At 62.7% G+C, this 22,944-nt stretch carries 19 protein-coding genes; 11 read left to right on the top strand and 8 right to left on the bottom strand.

Going from position 1 to position 22,944, the window contains the following annotated elements; all coding sequences use genetic code 11:
• Positions 1-247: 247 nt before the first annotated feature.
• From mrdA to qhpG, 5 genes are all read left to right on the top strand, one after another.
• Entirely contained in the window at positions 248-2,140 is a 1,893-nt protein-coding gene (mrdA, locus tag ACZYR5_RS13010) for a penicillin-binding protein 2 (RefSeq protein WP_489089540.1), read from the top strand.
• Positions 2,141-2,352: 212 nt separating this feature from the next.
• The gene (locus tag ACZYR5_RS13005) at positions 2,353-4,257 is read left to right on the top strand and encodes a sigma-54-dependent Fis family transcriptional regulator (protein WP_489089541.1); all 1,905 of its coding nucleotides are present in this window, start codon (positions 2,353-2,355) and stop codon (positions 4,255-4,257) included.
• Complete coding sequence (locus tag ACZYR5_RS13000; RefSeq protein WP_489089542.1) at positions 4,257-5,975, top strand: ABC transporter ATP-binding protein; 1,719 nt, start codon at positions 4,257-4,259, stop codon at positions 5,973-5,975. Before ACZYR5_RS13005 ends, ACZYR5_RS13000 begins: the two co-directional genes overlap by 1 nt.
• Complete coding sequence (qhpE, locus tag ACZYR5_RS12995; RefSeq protein WP_489089543.1) at positions 5,965-6,642, top strand: subtilisin-like serine protease QhpE; 678 nt, start codon at positions 5,965-5,967, stop codon at positions 6,640-6,642. Before ACZYR5_RS13000 ends, qhpE begins: the two co-directional genes overlap by 11 nt.
• The gene (qhpG, locus tag ACZYR5_RS12990; protein WP_489089544.1) at positions 6,639-7,934 is read left to right on the top strand and encodes a flavin-dependent monooxygenase QhpG; all 1,296 of its coding nucleotides are present in this window, start codon (positions 6,639-6,641) and stop codon (positions 7,932-7,934) included. Before qhpE ends, qhpG begins: the two co-directional genes overlap by 4 nt.
• 37 nt (positions 7,935-7,971) lie before the next feature.
• On the opposite strand, the gene ACZYR5_RS12985 is transcribed toward qhpG, so the two are convergent.
• From ACZYR5_RS12985 to ACZYR5_RS12965, 5 genes are all read right to left on the bottom strand, one after another.
• Entirely contained in the window at positions 7,972-9,462 is a 1,491-nt protein-coding gene (locus ACZYR5_RS12985; protein WP_489089545.1) for an aldehyde dehydrogenase family protein, read from the bottom strand.
• Positions 9,463-9,630: 168 nt separating this feature from the next.
• Entirely contained in the window at positions 9,631-12,111 is a 2,481-nt protein-coding gene (locus ACZYR5_RS12980) for a TonB-dependent siderophore receptor (RefSeq protein WP_489089546.1), read from the bottom strand.
• Between the two features lie 76 nt (positions 12,112-12,187).
• On the bottom strand, positions 12,188-13,153 hold the full coding sequence (locus ACZYR5_RS12975; protein ID WP_489089547.1) for a FecR family protein: 966 nt from the start codon (positions 13,151-13,153) through the stop codon (positions 12,188-12,190).
• Complete coding sequence (locus ACZYR5_RS12970) at positions 13,150-13,671, bottom strand: sigma-70 family RNA polymerase sigma factor (protein ID WP_489089548.1); 522 nt, start codon at positions 13,669-13,671, stop codon at positions 13,150-13,152. Before ACZYR5_RS12970 ends, ACZYR5_RS12975 begins: the two co-directional genes overlap by 4 nt.
• Before the next feature lie 99 nt (positions 13,672-13,770).
• Positions 13,771-14,439, bottom strand: coding sequence for an HAD family hydrolase (locus ACZYR5_RS12965; protein ID WP_489089549.1), 669 nt, complete (start codon positions 14,437-14,439; stop codon positions 13,771-13,773).
• A 313-nt stretch (positions 14,440-14,752) separates the two neighbouring features.
• Here ACZYR5_RS12965 and peaA point away from each other — a divergent pair, with 313 nt between their 5' ends.
• From peaA to peaD, 4 genes are all read left to right on the top strand, one after another.
• Positions 14,753-16,333 carry a quinohemoprotein amine dehydrogenase subunit alpha gene (peaA, locus tag ACZYR5_RS12960; protein WP_489089550.1) on the top strand — a complete coding sequence of 527 codons (1,581 nt, stop codon included), beginning with the start codon at positions 14,753-14,755 and terminating at the stop codon, positions 16,331-16,333.
• Between the two features lie 79 nt (positions 16,334-16,412).
• A complete protein-coding gene (gene peaB, locus ACZYR5_RS12955; protein ID WP_489089551.1) occupies positions 16,413-17,843 on the top strand; it encodes a quinohemoprotein amine dehydrogenase maturation protein in 1,431 nt (476 codons plus the stop codon).
• Between the two features lies 1 nt (position 17,844).
• Complete coding sequence (gene qhpC, locus ACZYR5_RS12950; RefSeq protein ID WP_008016081.1) at positions 17,845-18,168, top strand: quinohemoprotein amine dehydrogenase subunit gamma; 324 nt, start codon at positions 17,845-17,847, stop codon at positions 18,166-18,168.
• Positions 18,169-18,192: 24 nt separating this feature from the next.
• On the top strand, positions 18,193-19,311 hold the full coding sequence (gene peaD, locus ACZYR5_RS12945) for a quinohemoprotein amine dehydrogenase subunit beta (protein WP_489089552.1): 1,119 nt from the start codon (positions 18,193-18,195) through the stop codon (positions 19,309-19,311).
• A gap of 39 nt (positions 19,312-19,350) precedes the next feature.
• Here peaD and ACZYR5_RS12940 read toward each other — a convergent pair whose 3' ends face one another.
• Together ACZYR5_RS12940 and ACZYR5_RS12935 are read right to left on the bottom strand one after the other, a co-directional pair.
• Positions 19,351-19,746 (bottom strand): lysozyme inhibitor LprI family protein, encoded by a 396-nt coding sequence (locus ACZYR5_RS12940; RefSeq protein WP_489089553.1) that lies wholly within the window; start codon positions 19,744-19,746, stop codon positions 19,351-19,353.
• 33 nt (positions 19,747-19,779) lie between these two features.
• Positions 19,780-20,190 (bottom strand): GFA family protein, encoded by a 411-nt coding sequence (locus ACZYR5_RS12935; protein ID WP_489089554.1) that lies wholly within the window; start codon positions 20,188-20,190, stop codon positions 19,780-19,782.
• A 173-nt stretch (positions 20,191-20,363) separates the two neighbouring features.
• Here ACZYR5_RS12935 and ACZYR5_RS12930 point away from each other — a divergent pair, with 173 nt between their 5' ends.
• Positions 20,364-20,822: an SRPBCC family protein gene (locus ACZYR5_RS12930; protein WP_489089555.1), complete on the top strand. Its 459-nt coding sequence runs from the start codon at positions 20,364-20,366 to the stop codon at positions 20,820-20,822.
• Positions 20,823-21,090: 268 nt separating this feature from the next.
• Here ACZYR5_RS12930 and inhA read toward each other — a convergent pair whose 3' ends face one another.
• A complete protein-coding gene (gene inhA / locus ACZYR5_RS12925; RefSeq protein ID WP_489089556.1) occupies positions 21,091-21,783 on the bottom strand; it encodes an isonitrile hydratase in 693 nt (230 codons plus the stop codon).
• Positions 21,784-21,892: 109 nt separating this feature from the next.
• Here inhA and ACZYR5_RS12920 point away from each other — a divergent pair, with 109 nt between their 5' ends.
• Complete coding sequence (locus ACZYR5_RS12920) at positions 21,893-22,867, top strand: GlxA family transcriptional regulator (RefSeq protein ID WP_489089557.1); 975 nt, start codon at positions 21,893-21,895, stop codon at positions 22,865-22,867.
• Positions 22,868-22,944: the final 77 nt, after the last annotated feature.

Below are 22,944 nucleotides of genomic sequence, written 5' to 3'. Positions count from 1 at the left end.
TCAGCAGTGAAACGATGCATCGCCGATGGTAGTGTGGGGTTTCCCCATGTGAGAGTAGGTCATCGTCAAGATTAAATTCCGAAACCCCTATCTGCGTATGCAGGTAGGGGTTTTGTTTTTGCGCGCGGGAAAGCCAGCTGCGTAACCTGACTTAATCTTCATGTTCAAGGGGCACCATTCGGGGGATTTGCCCTGATACGGACGCGCTGTTTTGCTATGGTGCAGCTCTTTTTTCAAGGCTGTAGCAATGCCGGAACCGATTCACATCAAGGATCACGAAAACGAAAAACGCATGGTCAACAAACGGTTGTTGGCCTGCGCGTTGCTCGTGGCGGCTATTAGCTGCGCACTGGTTGTCCGCCTGTACATCCTGCAAGTCGTCGAATTTGACTATCACTCGACCATTTCCGAAAACAATCGGGTCCACGTACTGCCGATCACGCCGACCCGTGGCCTGATCTATGACCGCAACGGCGTGTTGTTGGCCGACAATCGGCCCAGCTACAACCTGACCATCACCCGCGAACGCGCGACTGACATTAAAGGCGAACTGGATTCGATCATCAGCCTGTTGCATCTGCCTGCCGAAGATCGCGCGGTGTTCGACAAGGCGATGAAGCAGGCGCGCCATCCCTTTGTTCCCGTCACCCTGTTCTACGAGCTGACCGAAGAGCAAATCGCCATTCTCGCCGTCAACGAGTTTCGTTTGCCGGGCATCGACGTCGAGCCGCAGTTCGTCCGCAACTACCCCCTGGGCGCGCACTTTGCCCACTCGATTGGCTACGTCGGCCGGATCAATGAAAAAGAATCGAAAGTCCTCGACTCAGTGGAGTACCGCGGCACTCAGTCCATTGGCAAAACCGGCGTCGAAAAATTCTACGAAGCCGAGCTCCATGGGCACGTGGGGTATGAGGAAGTCGAGACCAACGCCCAAGGCCGAGTGTTGCGCGTGCTCAAGCACACCGACCCGATCCCGGGAAAGAACATCGTCCTGAGCCTCGATGTAAAACTTCAGGAAGCAGCCGAAGCGGCCTTGGGTGATCGCCGTGGTTCGGTGGTCGCCCTCGATCCGGCAACCGGCGAAGTCCTGGCCATGGTCAGCAAACCCAGCTTCGATCCCAACCTGTTCGTCACTGGCATCAGCTTCAAGGAGTATGCCGCGCTGCATGACTCCATTGACCGGCCCTTGTTCAACCGCGTGCTGCGCGGCCTGTACGCGCCTGGATCAACCATCAAGCCCGAGGTGGCCATCGCCGGCCTCGACACCGGTGTAGTCACTGCGCAAACCCGGGTCTTCGATCCGGGCTATTACCAACTGCCGGATTTCGATCACAAGTACCGTAACTGGAATCACAGCGGTGACGGGTGGGTCGACATGGACGCGGCGATCATGCGTTCCAATGACACCTACTTCTATGACCTGGCCCACAAGCTGGGGATTGATCGCCTGCACGACTACATGGCGATGTTCGGCCTAGGCGAGAAAGTCTCGATGGACATGTTCGAGGAGTCTGCAGGCCTGATGCCATCCCAGGCCTGGAAGCGTGCCACCCGCCGCCAACCCTGGTTTCCCGGCGAGACGGTGATCCTTGGCATCGGTCAGGGCTACATGCAGGTCACGCCGCTGCAACTGGCCCAGGCCACGGCGCTGATCGCCAACAAGGGGGTGTGGAACCGTCCGCACCTGGCGAAAACCGTGGATGGCGTTGCCCCGGTGGATGAACACCCGATGCCCAACATCCTGCTGAAAAATCCCCGGGATTGGGAGCAGGTCAATCATGGCATGCAGATGGTCATGCACGATCCGCGCGGCATTGCCCGTGCGGCGGCCGCCGGTGCGCAATACCGGATTGCCGGCAAGAGTGGTACTGCGCAAGTGGTGGCGATCAAGCAAGGCGAGCGCTACGACCGCTTGAAGACCCGTGAACGCAACCGCGATAACGCCTTGTTCGTCGGCTTTGCTCCGGCGGAACATCCGCAGATCGTGATTTCGGTGATGATCGAAAATGGCGAGGCGGGCGGTCGTGTCGCAGGGCCTGTGGTGCGGCAGATCATGGATGCCTGGCTGCTGGATGACCAAGGGCATTTGAAGCCGCAATATGCCAGTCCGAGTAAAACCCCGGGCGACCCCCACGTCTGAAGCCTGACAGCCACTTGCCAGTTGCTTTACGTTAACGTAAACATAGGCGCAGGCGCCGCAGATCCATGGCGCAGCTTTTGCTTGAGGGAAGGACAAACTTCCCTTTACTGCCCTCTGTACCGGGTGTAGACATTTGCTCATGACGCGCGTGCCGCGTCGCAAGCATGGACACGACCCCGCAAGGTGCTGGACGGACTGATCCGGAGCGCTTGATGAGCCCTATAAAAACAACAATTGCACAGTTGCCCCACGAAGCCCGGTTGGCCCGGGAGAAACTGCACCTGGAAGGCGAAGTTCCCGACGGTGTGTTGCGCGCCGAAATCGACGCTTCATGGCGGCGCAGCCTCAGTCACGGGGTGCACTTCAATGGCAAGCATGAACTGGCGCTGGAAACGAGTGCCAGCCTTGAGGTGCTGCTGGCCAGCAATCGCCTGCTGATCGACGCCGCGCTACCGGCCATCGACTACCTGGCGGCCCGCCAAGGCAAGGAAGGCTTGATCATTCTGGCCAACGCCGACGCCACCATTCTCGCTGTTGAGGGCCGCGCTGACCGACTCAAGGGCAGTGGCCTGCAGGACATTACCCTCGGCGCCTGCTGGAGCGAGGCTGTCCGGGGCACCAATGCGCTGGGCACGGCATTGGTCGAGGCGCGGCCAACGTTGATCGACTGCGGCGAACATTATCTGGATCGCCTCAGCGACTTTTCCTGCACCTCTGTTCCCATTCATTGCCCCCAGGGCGACATTCTTGGGGTGCTCGACCTGACGCGCGAAGGCCCGTTGGGCCGGGTCCACGACAGCACCGCCTTGCTGGCCATGGCGGTCAGCCAGATCGAGAGCCGAGTATTCAACGCCAGCTTCGCCGATCAGATCGTATTGGCGTTCCACAGTCGCCGCCAGTACCTGGAGTCGCCGTGGCAGGGGCTGTTGGCCGTGAGCCTGGGCGGACAGATCCTCGCGGTCAGCGCCCAGGCCTGCCAATTGCTCAATGCCGAACGAGCAGCACTGGTAGGGCAGCGCTGCGAAGCGTTTCTCGGGGTCGATGGCGTGCAGCTGCTCGCGCGTTTGCAACAAGGCGCAGTTGGCAGCCTGCAAACGGCCAAGGGCGAATTTTTCTATAAGGCCCTGCGTGCGCCGCAACGTTCGCTGAATGTCGGCACAGCGCCGCGCCCGGCTGCAAAAACCACTAAAGCTGCGCCCGATCTCGATACGCTCGCCGGCAGCAACAGCCGCTATGCCAGGGCGTTGCGCATGGCCCGGCAAGGCCTGGCCAATGAGCTGCCGGTGTTGTTGCTGGGGGAGACCGGGACCGGCAAGGAAGTGGTAGCACGGGCGCTGCACCTGGCGGGCAGTCGCTGCGACAAACCCTTTATTGCGGTCAACTGTGCGGCGATTCCCGAAGGGCTGATCGAGTCGGAGCTGTTCGGCTACCGCGAAGGTGCGTTCACCGGTTCGCGGCGCGGCGGGATGATCGGTCGCCTGCAGCAGGCCCATGGCGGTACGCTGTTCCTCGATGAAATCGGCGACATGCCGCTGGCCCTGCAAGCGCGCCTGTTGCGTGTGCTGCAAGACCGCAAGGTCGCGCCACTGGGCGCTGGCGAAGAACAGGACATCGACGTCGCGCTGATCTGCGCCACCCACCGTGACCTCAAGCGCCTGGTGGAGGACAAGCATTTTCGCGAGGACCTGTTCTACCGGGTCAACGGCATCAGCGTCATGCTCCCGGCGCTGCGTGAGCGCGAGGATTTCAGCGAATTGCTCAAGCGCCTGTTGATCAAGCTCGACGCTCCGAGCGTGACGCTCAAGTCCGACCTCAGCCAACTGCTCGCTGCTTACCACTGGCCGGGCAACATCCGGCAACTGGAGATGGTTCTGCGTACCGCCCTGGCGATGCGTGAACCGGGCGAAACGATCCTCGACCTCGACCACCTGCCGGACAGCATGCTCGATGAACTCAATACCGGCGAACGCGCGTCCACTGGCAGCATCCGCCAGAACGAACTGGAACTGATTCGCCAGTCCCTCGACAACCATCAGGGCAATGTCTCGGCGGCGGCCGACGCGCTGGGAATCAGCCGCGCGACCTTGTACCGCAAGCTCAAACAGTTGCGCAGTTGATGCGGCGCTTGATTGTCAGGCTGGTCGACAGCCCCAACCCGCAGGCGCTGGATGCCGCGCTCGCCTGGCTATATGGCTTTGTGCGTCCGCACCGCCTGGCGATTGCCGGGCTGCTCGGGTTGTCGGTCTGCGCGTCGCTGCTGGTACTGGTCCAGCCCTGGCTGACCAAGCTGCTGATCGACGACGGCTTGCTGGCGAAGAATTTTTCCATGCTGGTGCTGATCGCCGGGCTGATGATTGTCGCCGGTCTGCTTGGCACCGGCTTGTCGGGCATCAACCGCTACCTGCATACGCGGCTTTCCGGGCGGATTCTGTTTGCTTTGCGTGACGACCTGTACCGACACCTGCAAACCCTGTCGCCGGGCTTCTATGGGCAGCGGCGGATCGGCGACCTGATGTCGCGCCTGGACGGGGACGTCGCCGAGATCCAGCGCTTTGCCGTGGACTCGCTGTTCTCCGCGGTGTCGAGCATCATCGGCCTGGTGTGCGCGGTGGCGATGCTGCTGACCCTGTCGTGGAAGCTGTCATTGCTGGCCCTGGTGCTGATCCCGCTGGACGTCATCTGGTTGCGTTGGATGCGGCGCAAGGTCGAGCGTGATGTGCGGCAACTGCGCGAGCGTTCTGCGGATATGTCGTCGTTCATGGTCGAAACCCTGCCGGTGATGAAGTTCATCCAGTCGGCCGGCCAGCAACAGCGTGAAGCGCGGCGCCTGGAGAACCTCGGGCAGGGCTACATGAGCCAGTTGCTGCGCCTGCAAGTCACCGAGTTCTTCACCCAGGCCGTGCCTGGCACCCTGACCTCGTTGTCCCGCGCCTGCGCGTTCCTGATCGGCGGCTATTGGGTGGTGCAGGGCACCTGGCAATTGGGGGCGCTGATCGCGTTTTCTACCTATCTGGGCATGGCGGTCGGGCCGGTGCAGAGCCTGCTGGGTTTGTACGTGGCGATCCAGCGCATGACCGTCAGCCTGGGCCGGGTCATGGAGCTGCGCGGCGAACCGGCGACGGTGACCACGCCGGTCGCTGCGCAGCCGATGCCCGCCAGCGGCGAGTTGCGATTCGACAATGTGCACTTCAGCCATCCCGGCCGCGCAAGTACCTTGCGCGGCATCGAGGCAAGCATTCCCCACGGCCTGAAAGTCGCCCTCAGCGGTGGTTCGGGTGTCGGCAAGTCGACCCTGATCGACCTGCTGCAACGGCATCACGATCCGCAGTCCGGACGTATTCTGCTCGGTGGTGTCGACCTGCGTGAGTTGGACCTTTACCAACTGCGCCAGCGCATCGCCGTGGTCAGCCAGGACATCGTGTTGTTTCGTGGCAGCCTGGCGGACAACCTCGCCTACGCGGTGCCCGATGCCAGTCGCGAAGCGGTGGCGCAGGTCGCACGCCTGGCGCAATTGGACAGTCTGATCGAGTCCTTGCCCGAGGGTCTCGACAGTCCGCTGGGCGAACGTGGCCAGCAATTGTCCGGCGGGCAGAAACAGCGGATCGCCATCGCCCGGGCCCTGCTGCAGGACCCGATGATCCTGGTGCTCGACGAAGCCACCTCGGCGGTCGACGAAGCCACCGAGCGCGAAGTCATCGAGGCCATCGACCGCTTGTTTGCCACGCGCACACGGATCCTCATCAGCCATCGGCCGTCGACCCTGGCCGATGCCGACCTGCGTTTCGAATTGCTGGACGGCGTGCTGACGCCAGTGCGGGTGCCGCATGACGCCTGAGTTGCGCATTGGCCTGGTCGACAGCGGTCATGCGCCGGCCCAAGGTGCGCAGGTCGATGCAGGCAGGCGCTTTTACCTGCTGGAGCAGGGGTTCGCTGCGGATGCGTTGATCGATGACCCCCTGGGCCATGGCACGGCGGTGTTTGAGGCGATTCACCATCGTGCTCCCGCAGCACATTTCTATGTCGCCCAGGTGTTTGACCGACGCGGCATCACCAGCGCCCTGCAGATTGCCGCGGCGATTGACTGGCTGGTGGCACAGCAGGTGCGAGTGATCAACCTCAGCCTTGGCTTGCGCCAGGACCGCAGCCTATTGCGCGAAGCCTGTGCCGCAGCGACGGCGCGGGGTGTGCTGTTATGTGCGTCCAGCCCGGCCCAGGGCGAGGGCGTCTACCCGGCGAATTATCCCGGAGTCGTGCGGGTGACCGGTGACGCCCGTTGCGACGCGCAGCAATGGACCTGGCTCGACAGCCCGCAAGCGGATTTCGCCGCCTGCGTGCGTGGTTCGGGTGCGGGGCAATCCGGCGCCAGTCTGGGGTGTGCAGCATTGACCGGGCATATCGCCCGCTTTCTCGATACAAGGCGCGATGCGAGCAACGACGAAATCATTCAATGGCTACGGGACAACGCGCACTACCGCGGTCGCGAGCGGTGGACCCCAGCATGACTGATATCCTTATCCTTGGTGCCGGACCGGCAGGGGCGGCGGTGGCGTTGGGGCTGCGGCGCATGGGCTATGGGGTGACGCTGGTCAGTGACTGGCGTCGCTTCTCTGCCCTTGAGGGCGTTTCACAACGGGTGCTGGAGGCGTTGCGCGGCGCCGGTCTGCATCAGGCACTGGCGAATGCGACCTTGCCGTCCCAGCGCCAGGTGTTGTGGAACGGCCAGCAACATGCGCAGAACGTCGAATTTCTCCTCGATCGCCCGAGCTTTGATCGAGGCCTGCGCGAGGATTTACGCCAGGCCGGGGTCGAGCTGATCGAGGGCCGGGTACTGACGGTGCAGTCGAATGCCAGCGGACATCGGGTCGAGGTTGAAGGCCAAGGTCTGCTGAGCGCAGATTTCCTGGTGGAGGCCCGTGGGCGTCAGGCGCCGGCCATGGGCAAGGGCCGACGCGGGCCAGAGACGGTCAGCCTGCTCAACCGTTGGCAAGGCGCTCCCGCCAGCACTGCCAGTGCGGTGCAAAGCCTGGAGGACGGCTGGGCGTGGATGGCTCGGCGCGCCGACGGCCAGTGTTACTGGCAACTGACCGTCGACGTCGCCAGCGCCGAGCTGCCCGGCAAGGCGCACCTGCTCGACTACTGCCGAGCACGACGACGCACCTCTGAATTGGCTGCCGAACTGTTCGGTGCGGATGAGGAAGTCGACCTGCAACTGCACGCGCGCAGCAGCACCGCGATCCTCAGTCCACAACTGTGTGGCAGTAACTGGATTCGCGTCGGCGATGCGGCAATGGCGGTCGATCCGCTCTCGGGCAACGGGATTTTCCAGTCGCTGTCGTCAGCGTTGCAGGCGCCGGTGGTGATCAACACCCTGTTGCGCAAACCCGAGCGCGCGGCCCTGGCGCAACGCTTTCATGAGCAGCGGGTGGAGCAGTTGTTCCTGAGGTTTGCGCGAATCGGCCGGGACTTCTATGCCGATGAACAACGCTGGTTGCAGCAGCCGTTCTGGCAGGCTCGGCGCCATTGGCCAGACGCCGAGGTGGCCCATGCGCAGGCGGATTTCAATGCGTTGCGCATCGAGTCGGCGCCGGTGCTCCGGGACGGTTTTGTCGACGAGGCCGAGGTGGTGATTACGGCCGATCAGCCGCTGGGCATCTGGCATGTGCAGGGCATCGAACTGGCGCCCTTGCTGCGCCGATTACGCAGCGAACCGGCCTGGCAGGCGTTGGCCGGCCTGGATGCGGAGCAGGGGCGGGTGGTCAGGAGTTGGTTGTTGGCCCAGGGTTATAAACCCTGAGTCCGGCGGACGCCGTTCGACGCCCGCCGGGTGAGGGTCACAACTTGATCAGCACCGATTTCAGCTCGGTGTAATGCTCGATGGCCGCGTAGCCCATCTCCCGGCCAACCCCTGACATCTTGTAGCCGCCAAAGGGCAGTGCCGGATCCAGCGCGCTGTGGCAATTGACCCAGACTGAACCCGACTTGATTCGCGGGATCATTCGATGCACGGCTGCCAGGTCGTTGGACCAGATACTCGCACCCAGTCCATAGGGACTGTCATTGGCCATGCGCAAGGCATCGGCTTCGTCGTCGAACGGAATCGCCACCAGTACCGGGCCGAAAATTTCTTCCTGGACCAGCGAGTGCTTTTGATCGACGTCGACAATCACCGTCGGCTTGACGAAGAACCCCGGGCCGAACTGCTCACCGCCGCAAGCAATGGTGGCGCCGCTTTGCCGGCCTTGTTCGATGTAGCCGTAGACGCGCTCCTGCTGCCGAGCGGAGATCAGCGGGCCCATCTCGACGCTCGGGTCGAGGCCGTTACCGAGCTTCATGGCGTTGGCTATACCGGCGATGTCGGCGACTACGTTGTCGAAGTGCTTGCGCTGAACATAGAGCCGCGAGCCGGCGCAGCAGACCTGGCCCTGGTTGAAGAAAATCGCGCTGGCGGCTCCGGCAGCGGCGCTGTTGAGGTCGGCATCGGCCATGACGATGGTGGGGGATTTACCACCCAGTTCCAGAGTGACCCGGGTCATCGAGTCCATGGCGATCTTGCCGATCTGTTTGCCCACGGCGGTCGAGCCGGTGAAGGTCAGCTTGTCCACCAACGGGTTGTGGGTCAGGGCAGCGCCTGCGGTGATGCCGGTGCCGGTGACTACGTTGAACACGCCCTCGGGGTAGCCGGCTTCGAGCACCAGTTCGGCCAGTTTGAGGGCGCTCAGCGGGGTTTCATCCGCCGGCTTGAGCACCACGGTGCAGCCGGTGGCCAGGGCCGGGCCGAGTTTCCAGCAGGCCAGCAAGAGCGGGAAGTTCCAGGCGACGATGGCGCCGACCACGCCCACGGCTTCGCGGCGGATAAAACTGTGGAACTGGTCGTTGGGCATCAAGGGCAACGAGACTTCAACGCTGGAACCTTCGATCTTGGTGGCCCAGCCGGCCATGTAGCGCAGGAAATCGATCGACAGTTGCACGTCCATGACCTGGGCCACGGCGGCGCTCTTGCCGTTGTTCAGGCATTCCAGTTGCGCGAGGATTTGCGCATCGCGCTGCATCAGGTCGGCAAGTTTCCACAGCAGATTCTGCCGTTCACGCGGGCGGGTGCGGGTCCAGGCCGAGTCATCAAACGCCTGGCGCGCGGCGAGCACCGCACGGTCGACATCCTCGGGCGTGGCCTTGGGCACCACACACAACACCTCACCGGTGGCCGGGTTGTGCAGGGGCATGGTCTGGCCGTCGGCGGCCTCGACCCACGCGGCGCCGACCAGCATGCGCGGGGCGCGTTGGATGAAGGCCGAAACGGCGGGAAGCAGAGTGGGAAGCGACATGTTGGAACCTCGTCTTGTTCGTGTGGCGAGGTTGTTCGCAACGCCTGTGCCAGTTTCCTCGAAGCCCGGATTTACCGGGCTCCCAGGGCAAAAACGAGGGTGCCGAAAGCGCCGCGCTGTCGCACATTGCGACAACGCTTGAGACGCGCCAATCACGGGCGCAACGGATCAGAAACTGTATTTGACGTTGACCATCAGGTTGCGTGGCGCCCCCCAGAACACCGTGCCGTAGTTGCCGATACCGCTGTAGTAATGCTTGTCGAACAGGTTGTTGACGTTGACCGTCGCCTTGAGGTTTTCGGCGAAGTCGTAGCCACCCACCAGCCCTACCAGTGCGTAGGATTTCTGTTCGAACTTGGCGCTTGGATCATCGATCGAGTACCAGTCTTCGTCGCTTGGTTTGAAGAAGCTCGAACTCTGCCAGTAGAGGTTGCCGCCCACCGTGACCTTGCGCCATTCCTCCGGCAGGCGGTAATTGGTCGCCAGCTTGAACAGGTGTTGCGGCTGGTTGGTCGCGACACGCTGGTCGTCAGCGTCGTGGGACTCGGCAAAGGTGTAGCCGGCCATCAGTTGCAGGTCCTTCATCACCTCGCCCGACATTTCCATTTCGACGCCACGGGTGGTGACCCCTTGCGCGGCGCGGTAGGCATCGCCGCCGGAAGGTGTGGTGCCACCGGTGAGAATGGCGAAGTTGTCCTGCTGCAGTTCGAACAGGGCCAGGCTGGCGTTCAGGCGCTCCTCGAAGTAAGCGCCCTTGATGCCGATTTCATAACTTTGCCCGGTCAGCGGATCGATCGGCTTGCCATCGGTGCCGAGGCTGTAGGCCTGGGGTTTGAAGATGTCGGTGTAGCTGGCGTAGACCGTGTGGTGCTGGTCCAGGTCGTAGGTGATGCCGGTGTACGGCACGATTTCGCTGGAGTTGGTCGCGCTGGCGGGGAAGCGTCGGCCCCTGCCGTTGATGGTGTCGATGTCCCATTTGTGGTCGACGATCCGCGCGCCGAAAATCAGCGCCATGGCGTCGGTCGGCTTGAGGATGGTGGCGGCGAAGCCGACCTTCTGCCGGGCCTCGATATCGAAGGTCGACCACCATTCGAAGTTGCGCGGCCGGTCGCCATAACCGTCCCACTGGAATACGTCGTCTATCACCCCGTTGGTCACGCCGTCGTAGCGTTTGGAGGTGGCTTCGGTGTGGGCCATGCTGTAGCCAAACACCGCTTCATGCACCCGTCCGCCGAGGGTAAATGGCCCCCGAGCGTAGAGGTCGAAGTCCTGCTCCTGGCTGGTGGTGTTGAATTTGGTCGCGGTGCCCTCGTTGTTCACTGCGCCGCTGACCGGGTCGATGTTGCCGCCGATAAAGCCATGGGAAATGCTGCCATTGGCTTGCACCGGCTCGCTGCTGATCCCCGAGATCAGCTCGCGGGTGCGGTAGTCGCGGTTGCTCAGCACACCCTTGAGCACCCACTCGTTGTCGAAGGTATGGGCCAGTTCGACAAATGCGCGCTGGGTTTCCTGGTTGCGCCAGGTCCAGCGGTCGGCGGCGTTGGTGTCGCGGTCGAACTTGACGGTGCGTCCGTCCTGATAGAACGCGGGCAGGGCGCCGGTGGTGCTGCCGTTGTCGTAGTTCTTCTGCACGTCATAGCCGACGGTGAGCACGGTGCTGTCGCTCAGGTCTGCTTCGAGCACGCCGTAGAAGGTGTTCTGCTCGCCGGTCAGGTAGTCGACGTAGCTGTGCTGGGACTGGGTGCCCGCGACCATGCGCCCGCGGATATTGCCGCTGTCGGTCAGCGGGCCGGACAGGTCGATGTCTGCGTTGTACTTGTCCCAGGAGCCAGCGCCCGCGCTGACACTGCCCTGGAATTTATCGGTCGGCCGCTTGCGCACCAGGTTGATTACCCCGGACGGATAACCGGAACCGTTGACCAGCCCGGTCGCGCCCTTGAGCACTTCGACGCGATCGTAAATCAGGCTGTTGCCGATGCTGTAGTTGTCCCGCAGCGAGCCGCCGTCCGAGGACAGGCTGGGCACGCCGTCGAACTGGAAGTTTTCCAGTTTGAAGCCACGGGCGTAGAAGGTGTAGGCCTCGGAGCTTTCCTGGTTGACGATGATGCCCGGCGTTTGCTGCAGCACTTGCGAAATGCTTTGCAGATTCTGGTCATCCATTTGCTGGCGGGTGACCACGCTCACTGACTGCGGAGTGCGGCGCAGGCTCAGGTTCATGCGGGTGGCCGCAGCGGTCTCGCCGGTGGTGTACGAGCCGGTGCCCTCGGTGGTGCTCCCCAGCACCGCCGCGGAAATAGTGGTCGCATCCAGTTCCAGTGCGCCAGCGCTGACCGGGACCTTTTGCAGCAAGTAGCCGTCGTCACTGTTGTGCACGGTCAGGCCAGTGCCGCGCAGGACCTGGGCGAAACCCTCCAAGACGGTGTAGGTACCGTCGACCCCCGGGCTGGTCAAACCGCTCAACTGCTGGCTTTGCAGGGAAATCGGCGCACCGGCGGCTTGGGCATAGCGTCCCAGTACCTGCTCCAGTGGCCCGGCCGGAATGTGGTAGGCCTGCACCGCTTTCTCGGCATAGGCCAGGGTCGGCAACACCAGCGGCAAGGCGCACAGGCTCAGGCGGCTCGCCAGCAGCAGGCGGTAAGGGGAAGTCATGTTTGCGAATCTCCGTTCATTTTGTTGGCATTGGGGAGGACGGATGATTTTCGAAAACACGCAATGAGAATGAAAATTAGTTGTTTTTCTGCTCGGTGACCAACGTCACTCGGGTCAGCCAGGGCGTGTAGTGGCTGATTTCGATCGGCAACGTCCGGGCCAGCAAACGCAAGGCGCGATCGCTGTCATCGGTGGGCAGCATCACCGTGACCCGCAGCGCCGCCAGCGCCTGTCTGTCGAACAGCACCAGGCCTTTGCGGTGCCGTGACAGGCGTTCGAGAACGTCGGTCAGGGGCTGGTTGTAGGCCAGCAACTGCCGGTCCTCCCAGGCATGTTGCAGAGCTTGGCTGTCGACCTGTTCCACCGTGCCCGGCCCGCTGGCATCGAAACGCAGGCGCTGGCCGGCGTTGAGGGTCAGGCTGCGTCCGCCGGCGTCGATGCGGGTGGCGGATTCGAGCATGGTCACCTGGGTGGCGGCGTCCAGTTGCTCGACGAGAAAACGCGTACCCAGCGCGCGAATGCTGCCTTGCGCCGTCACCACGTAGAACGGACGCGCCGGGTCCTTGGCCACCTCCACCAGAATCTCACCGCGCAGCAGCTTGACCCGCCGTTGTTGCGGGTCGAAGTCGAGGTCGACGGCGGAGTCGCTGTCCAGGTCGATCTGGCTGCCATCGGCCAGCCGTTGATGCTGGCGTTCGCCGCTGGCGCTCCGCAGATCGGCAAGCATCAGCCCCTGTTGCATCGAGTAGCTGCCCAGCAAGGCCGATGCGCCGAGCACCGCCAGCAGGGCCAGCGAGGCGATGGAACGGCCATGGCGCTGGCTGCGTGCGGCACCGCGCAAGGTGGCCGTGGCGGGTTGTGCGGGCAGTGTTTGCAGGGGCTCGAGATGGCGTCGCAGGCGTGCGACAGCGTTGGCATGTTGCGGGTCGAGCGCCAGCCATTCAGTGAAGGCCTGGCGGGTTTCGGCGTCTGGTTGATGGTCGAGGCGTACCAGCCATTCGGCGGCCTGGCGGCGGATAGAGGCGGGCAGTGGACTGTTCATGACCCGGTTCCGGCAGCGTCATCGCAGGCTTCCAGGGCCAGCACCAAGTCCATTTGCACGGTTCGCAAGGAGACGCCCAGGCGCGTGGCAATCTGGGTCTGATTCAAGCCTTCCATGTGCCGCAGGATGAACGCTTCGCGCACCCGGGTAGACATGCGCGACAGCGCCCGGTCGATGCCTTCGAGCACCCGCACGGCTTCGAAGATCTGCTCGGGGGAGGGCGCCTGGTCGAGGTGCGCAGCCCACAGTTGCAGTTCGTCGAGGTAGGCTTTTTCCAGGCGCTTGCGCCGGCTGTTGTCGATGATCAAGCGGCGTGCCACCGTCGCCAGGAACGCCCGGGGTTCACGGGGCACGACGTAGGGGCCGGTGCAGAGGACGCGGACGAAGGTGTCCTGGGCCAGGTCGGCGGCGTTGTGCGGACAGTGCAGGCGGCGCCGCAACCAGTTCAACAGCCACCCATGATGGCCTTGGTACAGAGCGTCCAGCGTGTCGGCCGATGCGGGTGTTCTAGGCTTCATGGGTATTTTTGCTAATGAGAATGATTACATGTTATGCGAAATATTCGTTTCCTCGCAACGAGTGGCTTTCGGATGAGCAGGGGGCGCGGATTGCCGCTATTACTGACCGGCGCTCAGCATGCGATCGATCACCGCCCATAACTGCGGGTCGTTGAAGTCTTCAATCGCCAGGTGTGCGCCCGCCGCCAACAGCGTTTCGCGGCGCTGGCTGGTGACCAGGCCGACGGTGAAGATCCCGGCGTTGACCGCCGCGGTCAGGCCCGGGATCGAATCCTCGAACGCCAGGCTGACGTCGGCAGTCGCGTTCAAGTGCGCCAGGCCGGTCAGGTAGGGCAGGGGATCGGGCTTGGCGCGTGGCAGTTCCTCGGCCACCACCACCTGCTCGAAGCGCGCTTGCAGACCCAGGGCCTCGAGCATGTGCTCGGCGTTGGCCCGGGGGGCATTGGTCACTACCGCCACGCCAATCGCTTGCGCCTTGGCGAAGTCCAGCAGGCGCTGCAGTCCGGCAATTGGCTTCAAGTGCGTCGACAACTGGCGAAAGCGCGCCTCCTTGCGCTCGGCAAAGGCTTCGTGTTCGGCCAGCGAACGCTCGGGGAACAGGTAGCGGCACATGTTGGCGTTGGCCTGACCGCTGACGTGGGCTTCGAACTCGGCTTTGCTGAAGGTACGCCCGTCTTCCTCCAGCAACAGCTCCTGAACGGCCTGCAGGTGCAGGGCATCGGTGTCGGTGAGGGTGCCGTCGAGGTCGAAGAGCAACGCAGTGAGCATGGCGCGAGTCCTTTAGCTGAAGCGGTTAAGCGGGTTGGCGCCCATCCTATACGAGGACGGCTCATCTATGCTCGTCTCAGAGTGCAACAGCTGTCGCGAAATTAAACGCCACCGCTGTGCAGCAATCCCTTCAAAACGCCGTGTCGTCCCCACAAAACGTTGATTTATTGAGGTATTCACAAGCTGGCACGCTCTGTGTATTGCTCGTTGCAGACGTTTCTCTTGCCTTCGCCGGCGATTCGCTCGCTGGCGGTAGAAACCATAAAAACGACCATTCCAACAATAAGAAAGCACCGTGCGAGGTTCGACGTTGATGAAGAGAAAACTCCGATCAGGCATGAGCGCCAGTCTCCTGGCGCTTGCCGCGTGTGCCGCCCTGCATGCGCCGCAAAGCATGGCCGCGCGTGATGCCCAGAGCATCCTCAAGGAAACCTGCCAGGGCTGTCATACCCCTGAAGCCGACAACGCCCTGAGCCGCATCAGCCACCAGCGCAAGACTCCCGAGGGCTGGCTGATGAGCATTGCGCGGATGCAGACCATGCATGGCCTGCAGATCAGCGATGACGACCGCCGCACCCTGGTCAAGTACCTGGCCGATACCCAGGGCCTGGCGCCGAGCGAAACCGACGGCGTGCGTTACGCCCTCGAGCGCCGGCTGAATACGGTCGAGCAGTTCGATGAGCAGACCAGCCAGATGTGCGGTCGCTGCCACTCCGGTGCGCGGGTGGCCCTGCAACGCCGCCCGGCACAGGAATGGGAGCGCTTGGTGAACTTCCACCTCGGTCAATGGCCGTCCCTGGAATACCAGGCACTGTCCCGTGATCGCGACTGGTTCGACCTGGCGCGCAAAGAGATGGTGCCGTTGCTGGCCAAGCGTTATCCGCTGGATAACCCGGCGTGGAAAACCTGGCAGAAAACCGCGCCCAAGGCCGAGACCCTGGCTGGCGACTGGAGCTTCAGCGGCCACTTGCCGGGCAAGGGTGGACTGGCGGGCGTGATGAGCGTCAGCAGCGAGGGCAACGATCAGTTCAAGGTCACGGTCAAGGGTCAGTACGCCGATGGCAGTCCGTTCAATGGCGACGGTAGCGCGATCCTCTACAGTGGTTACGAATGGCGCGGCAACGTGACCATCGATGGCGTGGTCATGCGCCAGGTGCTGGCGGCCAAGGGCACGCAACTGCAAGGGCGGATGTTCGAGGCCGAGCACGATGAGCGCGGCCTCGATTTCAGTGCTGCCAAGCACGGTTCCAGCCAGTTGCTGGCGGTGCAGCCGGGGTACCTCAAGGCCGGCACCGAGACTGAAGTGACCCTGATCGGCGCGGGCCTGCAAGGCAAGCCGGACTTCGGCAAAGGCGTCGAAGTGCTGGAAGTCATCGCGCAAAGCCCTGAGCAGATCAAGGTCAAACTCAAGGCCGCCAGCGATGCCAGGCCGGGGCTGCGAACCGTCAGCGTCGGCGCGCTGAAAGGACCGAGCCTGTCGGTCTACAGCAGCATCGCCGAGGTCAAGGTCGTGCCCGCGTTCTCCGTGGCGCGGATCGGTGAAGGCGGCGGTTCGACGCCGAAAGTCCAGGGCCGTTTCGATGCCGAAGCCTGGGGCAAGGGTGCCGACGGCAAGCCGTATCGCATCGGCGTGTTCCCGGCGCAGTGGACGGTCGAGGCCTTCGATGAGCGTGCCAAAGAGGACGAAGACGTCAAGTTCGCCGGCACCATGCAGGCCGACAGCGGCGTGTTCACCCCGGGCGATGCCGGGCCGAATCCGGCGCGCAAAATGTCCACCAACAATGCCGGCAACCTCAAGGTGATTGCCGCCGTCGACGATGCAGGCAAGTCCCTGACCGGCGAAGGCCACATGATCGTCACCGTGCAACGCTGGAACAATCCACCCATTCCGTAAGGCTGGCCCGACACGGTTTCAGACACTTTTCGGAATGACCGCAAGCCCCGCACAAAGGGGCTTGCACAGGAGGTTTGCGATGGGCGCTATCTTGAATCTGGTCGAACGCAACCTGCACGAAGTGCAGGTCGATGCCGACCGCATGCTGTTTCACATTCCCAGCAGTTCGCTGTTCGCCAGCGATGAACTGACGGGCACCATCATCGATACGTTGCGCGGCCCGGGCTGCTCGACGGACGAACTGATCCAGCGCCTCGGCGCACGCTTCAACGGCGAGGAAATCAGCGAAACCCTGCGCGAGCTGATGGCCCTGGAGCTGGTCAGCGACGGCTCGCCCCTGACCCCGGATATCGCCACCAAACGGGTCGAGCGCACCGCCATCAACACCGTGGTGCTCAACGTCAACACCGGCTGCAACCTGAGCTGCACCTACTGCTACAAGGAAGACCTCGACAAGCCCTCGGCCGGCAAGAAGATGGACGTGGAAACCGCCATCGCCTCGGTGGAAATGCTCCTGCGCGAATCGCCGGACGAAGAGCGCTTTACTGTGGTGTTTTTCGGTGGTGAACCACTGAGCAATCGCAAGCTGATCGAGTACATGGTCGACTATTGCGAGAAGCGTTTTCGCGAGGCCGGCAAGTTCGTCGAATTCGTCATGACCACCAACGCCACGCTGCTCACCGAAGAGACGGTGGACTACCTGAATGCCCACCGCTTCGGTTTGTCGGTGAGCATCGACGGGCCAAAAACCGTGCACGACCGCAACCGCATCACCGTGGGTGGGCAGGGCACCTATGACGTGGTGCGGCGCAAGGCCGAGATGCTCCTGTCGCGCTACAACAGTCGCCCGGTGGGCGCTCGCGTGACCCTGACCACCGGCGTCACCGACGTCGAGACCATCTGGGACCACCTGTTCAACGAACTGGGTTTTGCCGAAGTCGGTTTCGCCCCGGTGACCTCCGGCGACATCAGCAGCTTCAACCTCAGCAGCGAAGAACTGGTGCAGGTCTTCGCCAACATGAAGGCCCTCGGTCGACGCTACCTGGAAGCCGCGCTGGAGCATCGCAACATCGGATTCTCCAACTTGCACCAGTTGATCACCGACATCCACGAGGGCCACAAAAAAGCCCTGCCGTGTGGTGCCGGGCTGAAAATGCTGGCGGTGGATCACAAGGGTGAACTCAACCTTTGCCACCGTTTCACCGGCTCAACCTTGCCGACTTTTGGCAACGTCCACAGCGGCGTGAAACAGATGGAGTTGAACGACTTCCTGTCCGAGCGCCTGGACCGCACCAACACCGGATGCAACGACTGCAACATCCGCAACCTGTGTTCCGGTGGCTGCTATCACGAGAGCTACGCGCGCTACGGCGATCCGACGCACCCGACCTACCACTACTGCGAACTGATGCGTGACTGGGTCGACTTCGGCATCGAGGTCTACACCCGGATCATGGCCAATAACCCTGCCTTCATCAGCAGCTACATCACTCCGCGCAAGGCTCACTGATATGAAACATCTCAAGGCAATCAATAACAAAGCGTTGAAGCTGGATCAGGCCGCGGACGAGAACCGCATCGAAGAAGTGGTGGCCATGAGTTCCGTGGCGGGCTGCGCCTCGACCACTGACCCGGGTTGGGAGATCGATGCGTTCGGTGGCGTGTCGTCGCTGTGCCAGCCGATGGAGGCCGACCTTTATGGCTGCTCCGACCCTTGCTGGTGGCCGGCCCAGGTGCCGGACATGATGAGCACCTACCCGGACTGGAACAAGGATGCCCAGGCGTCCAATGACAACTGGCGCAACCTCGGCACTGTCTTCCCGAAAGACAAGTGATCAGATAACAAGAAGGATTCCAGCATGCACAGCATCAAAGCCTGCGGCCTGGCCGCGTTTGCCCTCCTGAGCAGCTGTTCGCTCAGTGTTCTGGCCGATGAAAACCTCGCGCTCAACGCCGGTCACGAATACATGGTGACCACCAATTACCCGAACAACCTGCACGTCATCGACCTGCAGACCGACACCCTGTACAAGACCTGCAAGCTGGCGGACGCGTTCGGCCCGGGGACCATCCAGCTGTCGCCGGACCGCAGGACCGCCTACGTGTTGAACAACCACTATGCCGATGTCTACGGCGTCGAGCTGGACAGCTGCAAGCAGGTGTTCCATGCAAGCATCACTCAGCAGCCAGGGGAAAAGGCGCGGTCGATGTTTGCCTTTACCGTCAGTCACGACGGCAAGGAGCTGTACACCATCGCCAACCCGACGCGCATGCTCAACGACCGCTACGAAGTCCAGGCGCCACGCCTTGATGTCTACGCCACCGACGCCGGCCAGGACGCCAAGCCGCTGCGCAGTTTCCCGGCGCCACGCCAGTTGACCATCATGCAGAGCGGCGACGATGGGACCCTGTATGTGGCCGGGGCGGATGTCTACAAGGTCGATGTGAAGTCCGGCAAGTTTGACGTGCTGATCCCCAGCCGCCACTGGAAGCGCCCGAACTACAGCGCCCCGGACGTGCTCTATGTGTGGAACCAGCAGACCTATCGCCATGACTTCTCGCTGCTCTACACCGCCGCGAAATTCAAGGACAAGAAGCAGGACCCGGCCACCGCCGAATACCTTTACGGGCTGTTCAGCGTCGACCTGAAAACCGGCAAGACCGAGACCACCGACTTCGGCCCGCTGACCGAAATCTACTTCAGCGGCATGCGCTCGCCAAAGGATCCGAACCTGATGTTCGGGGTGCTCAACCGCCTGGCCAAATACGACATCAAGGAGAAAAAGATGCTCGGGGCGGCGACCCTCGATCACTCCTACTACTGCATTTCCTTCAACAAGGACGGCAGCAAGATCTACCTGGCCGGGACGTTCAACGACGTGGCGATCTTCGATCCCGAGACCATGAAGCAGATCGGCAGCATCAAGCTGCCGGGCGGCGACATGGCGATCACCACGGCGCAGATTTTTACCCGCTGATTGCTGCGCAACGACCCCTGGGCTGCCCCGGCCGGCTATTCAGCGCACCGGGCAGCTCAGGTCACCTTCCTGGCAATCGAGATAGCTTTTGAATGCCGCCACGCGCTTTTCCGTGAGGTCGGCCAGGCAGCCGCTGTAGATCATCGGATAACCGCTGCCGCCTTCGACTCCTGAGGCGGCGAATGTGCACTCTGCATCACGAAAAGCCACCCAGGCACGCTGGGCGCTGACCAGGCGCTTTTTGCTGTCCGGGTTGTCCTGCAAACGGCTGTTGAGCTGCTTGTACAAAGCGTTGAGCTGGCTGTCGGCCTGTTTGTACTGCTTTGCCGCGCATTCATTCATTGCGCTCTGGGTAGTGGCGTTGGCGCAGTCATCGGCCTGGGCAACAGCACTGAGCAGCAACGGGGCCAGGGCCAGGAAATAGGGTAGTCGCATAAAAACACTCGCTTGGGAGTTGAAGATCAGGTTTCAGCTACCGGGCTTCGGTTGCCACTGCGCGCATTCGAGTAGATCCCGGTCGGCCAGCCACGGCACGGCATGGGACATCCAGATGTGGGCCTCGGGCGTAGCGCCAGGGTCGTCATCCAGGGTCGCCACGCGGACAATCACATGGGGCTGGGCCGGGCGCTCGGCGACCAGGTGGCTGCCACAGCGTGGGCAGAAATGTCGCAGTTTGCCGGGCGAGGATTCAAAGGAGGCCAGCAGTTCCTCACCGCGGGTCCAGCGAAAATGTTCACGCATTACCCCGGCGGTCGAGGCAAACGCCGCGGCATGGGCCTTGCGGCAGGTGTGGCAATGACAATGGCTGATGGGCATGTCGAGCTGATCGACTTCGTAGGCAATGGCCTGGCACAGGCAACTGCCGCGCAGCGTACTCATGGGTGTATTCCTTCACAGGGCTGACCAGCGGTCAAAGGTCGACGTTACCACTGTTGGCGGGGCGCCGGGCAGGCTGGAACGAACCGCGCCGCGCTGAGTCACATGGGGTGGATGCAGCGACAGGATTGCCGGTTCCGTTGTCCGCGCCTAGTGTTCACCACAGGAGGTGCCCCATGCACAGTTCAGATCGTATCGAAAGAAAGATCCTGCTCAAGGTACCGCGCTCAACCGTGTGGCGGGTGGTGGCCAATGCCGAAGCCTTCGGCCAATGGTTTGGCGTGGCGCTGGAGGGCAAGCGTTTTGTCGCGGGTGAGCGCACTCAGGGGCAGATTACCTTTGAGGGTTACAAGCATCTGGTGTGGGACGTTCAAGTGATGCGGGTCGAGCCGGAGCGGGTGTTTGCCTTTCGCTGGCATCCGTATGCGGTGGACCCGAAAGTTGACTATTGCGCAGAGCCCACCACCCTGGTGCTGTTCGAGTTGGAGGATATGGACGGCGGCACTTTGCTGAAGGTTGTCGAGTCCGGCTTTGACAACATTCCCGAAAGCCGGCGCCTTAAAGCGTTTCGCATGAACAGTCGCGGCTGGGATGAGCAGATGAACAACATCGAGAATTTCCTGAGTAAATCCTGAGCCGTTGTTTCGAGTGCTGAATGTGTGAGCACTGGAGGGTGGGTTTCCCCCGGGCGTTTGACAGGCATTGCTATAGCGAATGTCTTACACGCGCTGGTAGCAATGTCTTCTGTTGCAGATTGGATCCGATGCGTAATCTACACCCATCAACTGAGCACAGGATGTGCTCAGGATCATGGATGATCGGCCATTTGCAGGGAGTGCAGCGACAGGATGTCGTCATGGTCTTGAAAAACCCGCTTCGGCGGGTTTTTTTATGCGTGCGATATCAGTCCCGGGCCCCGGCGAGGCGGGCAGCGGCTCGTTCGGTAACCAGCGTGCGCTGCTTGAGCGAGTCGGCAGCCTTCAGCTTTGCCTGCTGCAGGACAGAAGCGGGGGCCGTGCGCGGATCACCTGCGACAAACGGCGGTGCCGGCGCGTACTCGAGTTGTAATTGCACCAACTGCGCGACGTCATCGCCATACAACTCGGCCGCCAGGGTCAGCGCGAAGTCGATACCGGCGGTGATCCCGCCGCCGGTCAGCAGGTTGCCGTCGCGCACCACACGCTCCTGCACCGGGATCGCCCCTTGCAGGCTCAACAATTCGTGGTACGCCCAGTGGGTGGTCGCCCGTTTGCCCTGGAGCAGGCCGGCGGCGCCGAGTACCAGGGCGCCGGTGCAGACCGAGGTGACGTAGCGCGCCTTGGCGGCCTTGGCCTGGAGGAAGGCCAGGGTCTGTGGGTCTTCCATCAAGGGCCCGACGCCGCTGCCACCGGGGACGCACAGCACGTCGAGGTCGGGGCAGTCGGCAAAGGTGGTGGTCGGCTGGAGGATCAGGCCGGTGCTGGCGTTGACCGGGACCAATTCCTTCCAGACCAGATGCACCTTCACCTCCGGCAGCGACGCCAGCACGTCATAAGGGCCCGTCAGGTCCAATTGCTGCACCTGGGGGAATACCAGAAAACCAATCTGCAAGGTCATGACACGCGCTCCTGCGTTCGCCTGTAGGCACCCGAAGTGGGTGGACGCCTTGACTGTATGCCTCTAGGATTTGGCGTACACGCCAATCAGCCCTCGAATTCCGCCAAACATGTCGACGACCGCGAAAACCATTCACGTCCTGGCCTTTGCCGATGCGCAACTGCTGGATGTCACCGGGCCGTTGCAAGTCTTTGCTTCGGCCAACGACATTGCCGCCCATCGCGGGCTGCCGGCACCTTACCAGCCGCGGGTGATCGCCGAGGGCGGGGGCGCGGTGCTGTCTTCGGCCGGGTTGGCAATGCTCGCCGATCCGCTGCCGGACACGCCGTCCGATACGCTGATCATCTCCGGTGGCTGGGGTGTCTACGCTGCCGCGCAAAACCCGCAGTTGGTCGACTGGGTGCGCCAGCAGGCCGCGCGCTCGCGGCGGGTGGCCTCGGTGTGCACCGGGGCGTTCCTGCTGGCAGCCAGTGGTTGGCTCGACGGGCGGCGGGTGGTCACCCACTGGAGCCGCTGCGAGCAGTTGGCGCAGCAGCACCCGCAACTGCGCGTGGAGCCGAATCCGATCTTTATCAACGATGGGCCGGTCTGGACGTCGGCCGGGGTCACTGCGGGCATCGACCTGTCGCTGGCGCTGGTGGAGGCTGACCTGGGCCGCGCCATGGCGCTGGAGGTGGCGCGCCAGTTGGTGGTGTTCCTCAAGCGGCCGGGCGGTCAGTCGCAGTTCAGCGTGACCCTCGACCTGCAGCATCAAGGCAAGCGTTTCGACGACCTGCACGCCTGGATCGCCGAGAACCTGCACCTGGATCTGGGGATCGCGGCGCTGGCGCTGCAGGCCGGCATGAGCGAGCGCAGTTTCATCCGCCACTACCGCGCCGACACTGGCCAGACCCCGGCTCGCGCCATCGAGCGAATCCGCGTCGAAACCGCGCGCCGTTTGCTCAGTGATACCGGCGTGCCGATCAAGCGCATCGCCGTGCAATGTGGTTTCGGCAGCGAAGAAACCCTGCGTCGCAGTTTCCTGCGGGCCATGGGTGTGGTCCCGCAGGTCTACCGCGAACGGTTTTCCCGTGAGGCTGTGTAGGACATACAGGAGCACAATGCCATTTGCCAAGGGCAAAAGGCATTGTGGTCTAAGGTCGGGCTTGAACGTGCGTGGCG

It is taken from the genome of Pseudomonas sp. F007 (assembly GCF_057814275.1).
This window is presented reverse-complemented; position numbering and strand designations above follow the sequence as displayed.